8 protein-coding genes are annotated in these 7379 nt (G+C 64.2%); 3 read left to right on the forward strand and 5 right to left on the reverse strand.

Features of this window, described 5'->3' with window-relative positions; genetic code table 11:
• Positions 1 to 228: DUF2092 domain-containing protein (locus AB4Z46_RS34790; RefSeq protein WP_442288112.1), on the forward strand; the 228-nt coding region annotated here is incomplete at its 5' end.
• A gap of 12 nt (positions 229 to 240) precedes the next feature.
• The gene (locus tag AB4Z46_RS34795) at positions 241 to 828 is read left to right on the forward strand and encodes a hypothetical protein (RefSeq protein WP_442288113.1); all 588 of its coding nucleotides are present in this window, start codon (positions 241 to 243) and stop codon (positions 826 to 828) included.
• 77 nt (positions 829 to 905) lie between these two features.
• Here AB4Z46_RS34795 and AB4Z46_RS34800 read toward each other — a convergent pair whose 3' ends face one another.
• The 4 genes from AB4Z46_RS34800 to AB4Z46_RS34815 all read right to left on the reverse strand — a co-directional run bounded on the left by AB4Z46_RS34800 (position 906) and on the right by AB4Z46_RS34815 (position 5469).
• Positions 906 to 2375 (reverse strand): DUF1254 domain-containing protein, encoded by a 1470-nt coding sequence (locus AB4Z46_RS34800; protein ID WP_442288114.1) that lies wholly within the window; start codon positions 2373 to 2375, stop codon positions 906 to 908.
• A gap of 158 nt (positions 2376 to 2533) precedes the next feature.
• Positions 2534 to 4417 (reverse strand): sensor histidine kinase, encoded by a 1884-nt coding sequence (locus AB4Z46_RS34805; RefSeq protein WP_442288115.1) that lies wholly within the window; start codon positions 4415 to 4417, stop codon positions 2534 to 2536.
• A gap of 264 nt (positions 4418 to 4681) precedes the next feature.
• Positions 4682 to 4891: a hypothetical protein gene (locus AB4Z46_RS34810; protein ID WP_442288116.1), complete on the reverse strand. Its 210-nt coding sequence runs from the start codon at positions 4889 to 4891 to the stop codon at positions 4682 to 4684.
• A gap of 134 nt (positions 4892 to 5025) precedes the next feature.
• Positions 5026 to 5469 (reverse strand): glycine zipper 2TM domain-containing protein, encoded by a 444-nt coding sequence (locus AB4Z46_RS34815; protein ID WP_442288117.1) that lies wholly within the window; start codon positions 5467 to 5469, stop codon positions 5026 to 5028.
• A 241-nt stretch (positions 5470 to 5710) separates the two neighbouring features.
• On the opposite strand from AB4Z46_RS34815, the gene AB4Z46_RS34820 reads away from it, so the two are divergent.
• Complete coding sequence (locus AB4Z46_RS34820; protein WP_442288118.1) at positions 5711 to 6469, forward strand: DUF3313 domain-containing protein; 759 nt, start codon at positions 5711 to 5713, stop codon at positions 6467 to 6469.
• A gap of 107 nt (positions 6470 to 6576) precedes the next feature.
• Here AB4Z46_RS34820 and AB4Z46_RS34825 read toward each other — a convergent pair whose 3' ends face one another.
• Entirely contained in the window at positions 6577 to 6849 is a 273-nt protein-coding gene (locus tag AB4Z46_RS34825) for a DUF3606 domain-containing protein (protein WP_442288119.1), read from the reverse strand.
• Positions 6850 to 7379: the final 530 nt, after the last annotated feature.

The raw sequence follows: 7379 nt of genomic DNA on the forward strand, positions 1-7379 counted from the left end.
TCTGGATTCTGGATCGGCGCCGACGACAAGCTGCCTCGCAAGCTGCGTGCGGTGTTCCGCGGCGACCCGCTCCAGTTGCGCCACCAGGTCGAGCTGTCGAACTGGAAGCTCGACCCGGTGATCGCGGCCGAGGCCTTTGCGGCGGTCAATGCGGCCCATGCGAAGAAGATCGGCTTCGCCGCTCCGAAGCCAGCAGCGGCAGCGAAGAAGACGTCCAAGACGAAGTAAGGAGAACGAACCATGACGAATACCAAGGTCCTTCTTCCCGTGCTGGTCGCGTTGCTCACGGCGGCTGGCTTCCACGAACCGGCGGCCGCCTGGGCCAGCGCCAACCGCTTCGGCGGCCATGCCTATGGCGGCTGGGGCGGCGCCACGCATGTCAACCGCTGGGGCGGCTCCACCTCGCGCAGCTGGGACGGCGCCGTCAGCCACTCCAACATCTACGGCGGGCACTCTGCCGGGGTACCCGGCTATGGCGCAGTCCACACGACCGCCGGCGGCTTCAGCACCTACCGCCCGCCGGCCTATGGCTACGGGGGCTATGCGCCCTATCACGTGCCGGTGGCGGTGCCCTACTACCACGGCGGGTGCTACGACTGCGCCGGCGCAGTCGCCGCGGGTGCGGTCGTCGGCCTGGCAGCCGGCGCTGCGATCGCCAGTGCAACGCGGCCGGTGTATTCGGTGGGCGTCAACTACGCAACGGTGCCGCCCGGCGCGTCGATCGTGACCCAGGCCGGCATCACCTACTACCAAGTCGGCAGCACCTGGTTCCGGCCGTCCTACGGCGCCAATGGCGTGTACTACACCGTCGTGCCCGCACCGTACTGACCACGGCCCTTCTCCGGGCCACCGCGTGACAACTCGAGCGGCCCGATGTATTCGAGCCGCGCGCCGACTCCGTACCGCTACTTCGACGCAACGATCCCCGGGGGCTGCCAGCTGCCGGCGCCGGCGGGAAGAATCGAAGGCGGCGTGGTCTTCGGCCAGTAGAGGCGCATCACCAGATAGACCGTGTCGTCAGGCGCCGGCAACCAGTTGGCCTCCTTGGCCTTGCCCGGCGAATCCTTCTGGATGTACAGCGTCAGCGAGCCATCCGCGTTCTTCTTCATCGCCGACAGCATCGGCGAATTGATCAGGTAGCGATTGATCGGATTCTTGATCAGCAGTTGGCTCTTGCCGTCGTACATGGTCACCGACCAGAAGGCATCGACTGGAGGCAGCTTGCCGGCCGGGAAGGTCAGCGTGTAGTCGTGCTTGCTGGTATCGAGCGTCTGGCCGGCGCCGTCGGTGCGCGTGTAGGGGTACATCGCCTCGACGGCGTCGTTGCCGTAGAGGCCACCCTTCGCGGCGCCGGCACGCATCAGCCAGTCGGCCTTGTAGAACGCCTGGTCGCCGAAGAACGCGCCGACGTTCCAGCCGTTGATCTTCTTCATCCCGCCCGAGAGGAACTTGTCGACCTGCTCGTCGCCGGCCTTCATGCCGAGCAGGACCGCGCCCTTGTGCTCGAGCGAGAGGTCCTTGAATTCGAAGGTCCTGCCGGGGCCCACCCCGATGCTGGCCAGCTTGGCCCGGATCTCCTTGTCGTCAGCCGAAGGCGGCACATACTGCAGCGCGGCCGACAGATACTCGAAGAAGTTGGCCTTGATGCCAGCCGTCGTGGCCGGCACGAAAGCGATCTTCGGCGCAGCGGGCGGCGCGGGTTGACGCAGGAATGCGGAAAGCGGCTGGATCTTGTAGCCCGCCTGCACCTTCTCGACGTTCGGCATGTCGGCCGGATTGAACAGCTGGGTGCGGATCAAGGTCAGCGCGAAGGGGGTCGTGGCGTTGAACACCTTCTTGATGCCCGGGGGTGTGGCGCCCTTCCAGTCGGGGCCTGCAATCAGATAGCTCCCAGGCGCGCTTCCGGTGGCCCGGCTCCCGATGTAGCCGTAGTTGTAGGTGTTGCCGTCGACCAACTGAACCGAGTAATAGCGCTTCGTCGAGACCGCCGGCACCGTGATCACGAGCGGCTCGGCGCGCAGGTCGGCCCAGAGAATCGAGTAAGGCGTGTCGCTGTTCGGCGTGATGACGGCCGTGTCGGCGGGCGTCGAGACCCGATGCTCATGGTGCAGTTGATTGAAGGGCGCCTTGAACTGGCTGGACTTGGTGTCCACCGCGAACTCGTTCATCACGGCGTAGTTCATGACCAGCGGCAAGCCATAGACAAAGCCTTCCTCGGCGATCGCCTTGGTCTGCTCGAGACTCGGCGCGGATATGCCCTTGGCCACATCCGTCTTGGCTGCCTGCGCGATCGGATCGGTCTTGCTGGCGCAGCCAGCCGTCAGGCTGACCACCCCGGCGACCACCGTGAGCCATTTCATCAATTCCGCTTTCATGCTTGCCTTTCTTTGCCTTGAAGATCGTGATTCCGTGCACGGTTGCAGCGGTTCGCGCGATGATGGCACCGGCTCCAAGGGATTGACAACTGCCCTTTAGGGAGGGTCGACAGGCCCGCGAAGGCGGGGCCTCAAGACACACCAGACCTCGGCGCGATTCATGCTGCGTATCGCACTTGCCTGGCAGCTGGCTCAGGCGCAGGCTCAGCCATTGCGGGCCCCTCGGTCGGTGAGACCGGTAGCGTCACGCGCAGGCTGGCACCGCCACCTTCGACGTTCTCGGCCCACAGTCGCCCTCCATGCGCCTCGACCAGCGTGCGGGAGATCGACAGGCCCATTCCCATCCCGGTCGGCTTGGTGGTGAAGAACGACCCGAAGATCTGTTCAAACCGGTCCTTCGGAATACCGGAACCCGTGTCGTTGACGGCGATCTCGACCGTCTCGGTGCCGCGACGCATCGCGGTGACCACAATGCTGCGCACCTTGTGTGCTGCTTCATCGATCGCGTCCATGCCGTTGGAGATGAGGTTGAGCAGCACTTGCTGCAGGTGGATGCGATCGCCAAGAACCGGCGGCAGCTGGTGCGCAACTTCCAATTCCACGCGAATGTGGCGCGCCGCGGCGTCGGGACGGACCAATGCTGCGACATTCTCCAGGAGGTCGCGCACGTCCAATGGCATGACCTCCACCTCGTGGCGCCGCAGCATGGCGCGCATGCGATCGATCACGAGTCCCGCGCGCTGGTCATCGGCGAGGATGTCATCGACAATCGCGCGGATTTCCTCGAGGTCCGCGTGACCGGATTGCAGCATGAGGTCTGCGGCTTCGGCATTGCGCAGGATGGCGCCCAGCGGCTGGTTGAGTTCGTGGGCCAGAGAAGCCGCCAGCTGTCCCATCACGGACACACGGCCGGCGTGAGCGATCTCGTCCCGCAGACGCAACATTTCCTGCTCGGCTTCCTTGCGTTGGGTGATGTCGCTGCACACGCCCCGGCTCCGGACGGCGCGCTGGCGTTCGAATTCGAATTGCCCCTGCGCCGAGAGCCATCGCGTGCGGCCATCGGAACCGCCGACGCGAAACTCCATCTGATAGCGGCCAGCCCTGTCCCCCCCCGCCGCCTCGGAGAATGCCAGGCGAACCATGTCTCGGTCGTCAGCGTGCACCTTCATCAGCAACGACTCGAAGTTGATCTGCTCGCTCGACGAAAAGCCGAAAAGCTGCCGAGTCCGAGAGCTCGCCCAGAAGATGCCCGACGCGACATCACGCACCCAGAGGCCCAGGTTCGCGGCTTGGGTGGCGAGCGTCATGCGCTCCTCGCTTTCGCGCAACGCATGCAGCAGTCTCGCCGCGTGACGCACGTTGCGACTCAGTTCGTAGGCCATCGCGAACACAATGCCCAAAGAGAACAGGCTGACCATGATCGGCGCCTCGACAAAGCCCCAGAACACCAGGATCGCCTGAGCAACGCCACCCAGGGCGAAGAAGCAGGCCGTGCCGCCGATCGTGAGCGCAGCGGCCCTGTTGCCGCGGCGCCAGGCCGAGTGGCTGGCATCCAGGACAAAAATCGTGAGCAGGCCCATCGCCAACTGGCCGACCAGCATCCACGGATTGGGCGTCCCGATGGCGACCGAGACGTTCTCGCCCAGGAACGGAATGGCGCGCAACGCCGAGATCTCCTTGAAGTTCAGTGAACGACCGCTCAGGAAGTTGGGGAACAACGTGAAGGTCCGCAGCACGACGACTGTCCACCCCAACCAGGCGCGACCGCATTTGAGATAGCTGCGCACGAAGCCGACCAGCGACACGGTAACGAGCCAGACCGCCACATGTCCCGTGCGATGCGCGAGGGCATATTCGTCCGGCCCCTGCGTTTTCATGGCGACGAGTTCGCAGAAGGCAAGCGCGGCGGTCGCCGCCGCCAGGATCGAAAAGAACAAACTCGGCCAGGCTGCCCGATCCTTCACCCACACCGGCAAATGCACGGCAGCCAGCATGAGGCACGCGGACCCGACCATGGCCCAAACAATAGTGACCCAACTCATGAAAACTCCATTCGGCGACCAAGCCCAATTCTCGTCCGGGTCGAGTGACGTGACTTGGGAGGATACCGAAGGCCAGCATGACGGCTCGCAAACTCGTCGTCGCGTTCCGGTGCTGCCGCACCGGAACGGACATGTCGGTTCACGAGTCCGAGTTCACCCGGCGTCCGTGTATGGCCGGGACAGAAATTCGTGACTGCCTCCGATGAAGCCGGCGAGCCAGCCGCTGCTCGGGGCAGATGGGAGGGAAATTCCGCCGGATGCGCTTCAGCGTGCTCGAATCACGTCGGATACAACGCCGTTCTCGTTGACCGTGCAGTTGACTGCAGGCTGGCCGGCACCGATGCCGAGGGTGACGACATAGAACCCTTCCTCCATGGTCATCGAATCGCTGATCGGCTTGACGTTTTCCCTTGGCGCCTTGAACTCGCGGGAAACGGCGTCGATGCAACTGGTCCGCGCCACGAGCGGGGACATGAAGCCTCCTACGATCGGCGCCGGAGGCCGATAGTTGGCGCAGCCACTGGCGATGAGGCAACACATCAGGGCTGCTGCGGAACGACTGCGAAAGGACATGCTGGCTCCTCGGACTGTCTGTCCTGTACTTCAACTCATTGGGGCAGGACGCGAGCGGCCTCGCCATTGCCCTGGATGAAGACCCGCTGACCCACTCGCAGTCCGGGCACCACCGGCTGCGTCACCTCGACAAGCACACCACTGTCGGTGCGAACGAAGATTTGCTGGCCTTCAAGCGGCTTGCTGTAACGCTCCGCAATGTGGCTGCCCGCCACGCTACCGCCGATCGCGCCCACGACCATGGCCACATCGCGGCCGGTGCCACCACCGATCAGGCTGCCAATGCCCACACCGGCCAGTCCGCCCAGCACTGCACCCACGCCGGTATGGTGGGAGGTCGGGATCTCCGTCGGCATGATCTGGTCGATCTTGCCCTGGCGGATCGTCATCGATGACTGCTGCGAACCCGGTGCGGCGCAAGCGGTGAGCAAGAGAGCCATTGCGAATGCGGCGAACCGCGAGAAAAGACGCACTTTCATGGATTGGAACTCCGGTACAGGGTGGAAGAATTCTGAGTTGGCTTGACTCGGCGAAAACAATCGAAGACAGGTCTCGCGAGTCGGAAATCGCCCCATTCGGGTGATCCATGCACTGTGTGCGCTTTCCGGCAAGGCGTCTACTGCCCTTTAGGGCAGGCGCGCGCACGCCTGTTTGCCCCTATGCTCGGCCCCAAATCGAAGAGGGGTCAATGTGGGAAATCGAGCTCGTCCTTGTCTCGCCATGGTCGCAATTGCTTCCGCCGCACTCCTTGCCGGCTGCTCCACGCCCGGCTCGGGCAGCACCGGGATCGTGGCATCCAACAACGGCGAGGCCAAGGTCAGCAAAGTTGGATTTCTCACGGAGCCCGGCCGCTTGAAGCCCACGCCCGGCGGGGAGGGCTTCCTGTGCTGGCTGCAACCGGAGGTCCGTTGGGGCAGCTACGACAAGGTCATGATCGAACGCATCCAGGTCTACCTGGAGCCCAGTGCGACGCAGAATCCAGTGGACCCGACAGACCTGAAGGCGTTGCTCGACTACTTTCACGCGGCCTTGGTCAAGAATCTTCAGCCGGGCGTTCAAGTCGTGGATGCGCCCGGCCCGGGCGTGTTGCGCTTGAAGTTTGCGCTGACCTCCCTGATCCCGACCAACACCGTTGCCAGCCTGGCCGGCACGGCGGTGCCCTACGGCTTCGTCGCCGAGATGGGCACGGGCGCGGCGACCGGCCGGCCTGTGGGTTCGACCCCGTACATGGGCCAGACCGGACTGGAAGCACAGTTCAGGGACGGCGCCAGCGGCAAAGTGGTCGGTGAATGCGCGGACACCGAGATCGGACTCAAGTACGCCGCCGACCTGAACAAGGGAGCAACGACCGCGGCGATCGCGTGGATGAACGGCTACGTCAGCTCGTTCACGAGCTGGAGCTACGCGCAGGACGCCTTCAACAAATGGTCGGAGGCGTTCGCGCGTCGATTCGCCGCACTGCGTGCTGCATCGCGATAAGAGGGAATGGAGTGACGCAGTTCGAACCAGGGACCACCCGGCCTGTCAACGGCTCTGAGCCGTCGGTGCCCTGGTGGCGAGGGGACGCGCCGTCCTTTCGTCGGAGGTCATCTTTTCCGCAGGTACTCGCGCACCTTCTCCGCCGAATTGCCCACCGCGGCGACGGCCGCCCTGAGCTGCTGCTCGGTGACGCCGATCGACTCGGTCCAGTTGCGCACTTCGTGCGGTTCGCTCAGAGAGATCAAATCCCGATCAAGGCCGGTCTTCTTCGGGGCGTCTGACATTGCGCTCTCCTTTGGCGGGGGCGTGGCGCGCCGAGCTTTCCAATCGAACGCGTGGACATATTCGAGATACTCGTCCCATTCTTGTCGTGTTGTCATCGGCTTTACCTCTCAGAATCCTGATATCGCGATATCGCGATCTCCCTGACACCTCACGCACGAAGACCTTGCAAGGGCGCGCTACCCCAACAAGGTCGGATTGCGCCGCGCCTCGTCGATCCGCCGCTGCCGCAGCGCTTCGCGGCATTCACCGAAGCGCGAGGCCCCTGGCTCGGCGCACCGGGCGTTGACACAGACGGCACGGGCCAGGAAAGTTCGACTTCTGCATGCTGCCAGCGGATCTGGTTCCAGACGGGCCGCTCTAAGACGATTGGAGGATTTCTGCGGCGAGAGGGTTGGCGCAGCAGAAGGCCTGGCAACTGGCTCATCGTCATTCTTGATCTGCGGTTCTTCGAGCCTCGGTTGGGGTTTGACGTCCAAGGGGATGGCGCCCGCGTCGACCACGGCGACTCTCAAGGGGATCCCCTTGGACGAAGGTGCCGCGCGTGGCACGACCGACGCGGCCCGAATCGACATGGTCGAAGCCGAAGGCTCGTATCGCGTCCTCGATTCCGTGCGAAACGCATACC

The sequence above is a fragment of the Variovorax sp. M-6 genome (assembly GCF_052114385.1).
Lineage (GTDB): Bacteria > Pseudomonadota > Gammaproteobacteria > Burkholderiales > Burkholderiaceae_C > Variovorax.

Excerpts from the sequence above, each read along its gene's own strand:
- AB4Z46_RS34805 (WP_442288115.1), bottom strand. The coding sequence starts at position 4,417 with ATGAGTTGGGTCACTATTGTTTGGGCCATGGTCGGGTCCGCGTGCCTC.
- AB4Z46_RS34820 (WP_442288118.1), top strand. The coding sequence starts at position 5,711 with ATGGTCGCAATTGCTTCCGCCGCACTCCTTGCCGGCTGCTCCACGCCC.
- AB4Z46_RS34795 (WP_442288113.1), top strand. The coding sequence starts at position 241 with ATGACGAATACCAAGGTCCTTCTTCCCGTGCTGGTCGCGTTGCTCACG.
- AB4Z46_RS34815 (WP_442288117.1), bottom strand. The coding sequence starts at position 5,469 with ATGAAAGTGCGTCTTTTCTCGCGGTTCGCCGCATTCGCAATGGCTCTC.
- AB4Z46_RS34800 (WP_442288114.1), bottom strand. The coding sequence starts at position 2,375 with ATGAAAGCGGAATTGATGAAATGGCTCACGGTGGTCGCCGGGGTGGTC.
- AB4Z46_RS34825 (WP_442288119.1), bottom strand. The coding sequence starts at position 6,849 with ATGACAACACGACAAGAATGGGACGAGTATCTCGAATATGTCCACGCG.
- AB4Z46_RS34810 (WP_442288116.1), bottom strand. The coding sequence starts at position 4,891 with ATGTCCCCGCTCGTGGCGCGGACCAGTTGCATCGACGCCGTTTCCCGC.